Source organism: Oleiphilus sp. HI0066, assembly GCF_001635725.1.
Map to the genome: position 1 here is coordinate 1 of NZ_LWFH01000329.1, position 894 is coordinate 894.

The following is an 894-nucleotide window of genomic DNA, read 5'->3' on the forward strand; positions in this document are numbered from 1 at the left end:
TTCCCAATGGACCGTTCTAACTGCGCATCACCATGCAAAAAGCCTGTGGTAAGACCCCGATGTTGTTGTATCAAAATAAGGAGTTCTTTAAGCGACATAACAATTTCTAAGCTTTTCAGAATATTGCGTTGTTGTGACTGTCGACGCTTAGGCAGAAACACCAAGAAATACGCTAATGCAACAATGCCTGTAACACACATAAATACCAGAACTTCCATGTCTTATACCTCTGCTAGTTGAGCTGAATGTCCACGAGAACGCTCTGCTTTTTCAGCGAGGTACTCGGCAATTTTTACCGTTTCACCTGCGATTAAGGTGTTGTTATTTGCGCGTTCTAACAAGGATTCCATGTTTTCGGAGATTTCAAAGGTCGCAACACTTTGCTGACCTGATGCTTGTGCGATCACCAGCATGTTATGCGCTATTTCATCCACCATTTTATCAATCAATACAAGCGAGCTTTCTAGCGAATCGATACTCTTCGCATTGTCTTCTGCGGCATCAATTACTTTGCGAGACATTCGGGTAACATCGGCCATTCTTGTGTGCACATCATGAATACTTTGTGTGATTTGATTGGCAGATTCTCTTGATCGAATTGAAAGGTTACGCACCTCGTCAGCGACAACAGAGAAGCCACGACCGTGCTCGCCCGCTCTAGCCGCTTCAATCGCAGCGTTTAAAGACAACAAGTTGGTCTGATCGGAAATATCTACAATGATTTGAGACATCGTAGCCACATGTTCGGTTAACGCAAAAAGCTCAGCCACCAACGATTCGCTTTGCTGAGACAGCGATACCATATGACTTATCTTGGTCGTCGCGCCCTGCGCTTGCTGAATGCCATTACTTGTTTGCGCCCGAGACTTTTCTATTTCCTCATGGGCATTTTTA

Annotated in this window: 2 protein-coding genes; both read right to left on the reverse strand. The window is 44.5% G+C overall.

Translation table 11 applies throughout. The annotated features are described in order from the left end of the window. A partial coding sequence (locus tag A3738_RS04755) for a hypothetical protein (RefSeq protein WP_197473596.1) occupies positions 1 to 218 on the reverse strand: 218 nt, incomplete at its 3' end. A gap of 3 nt (positions 219 to 221) precedes the next feature. Continuing rightward, on the reverse strand, positions 222 to 894 hold a 673-nt coding region (locus tag A3738_RS04760), incomplete at its 5' end, for a methyl-accepting chemotaxis protein (RefSeq protein ID WP_304440067.1).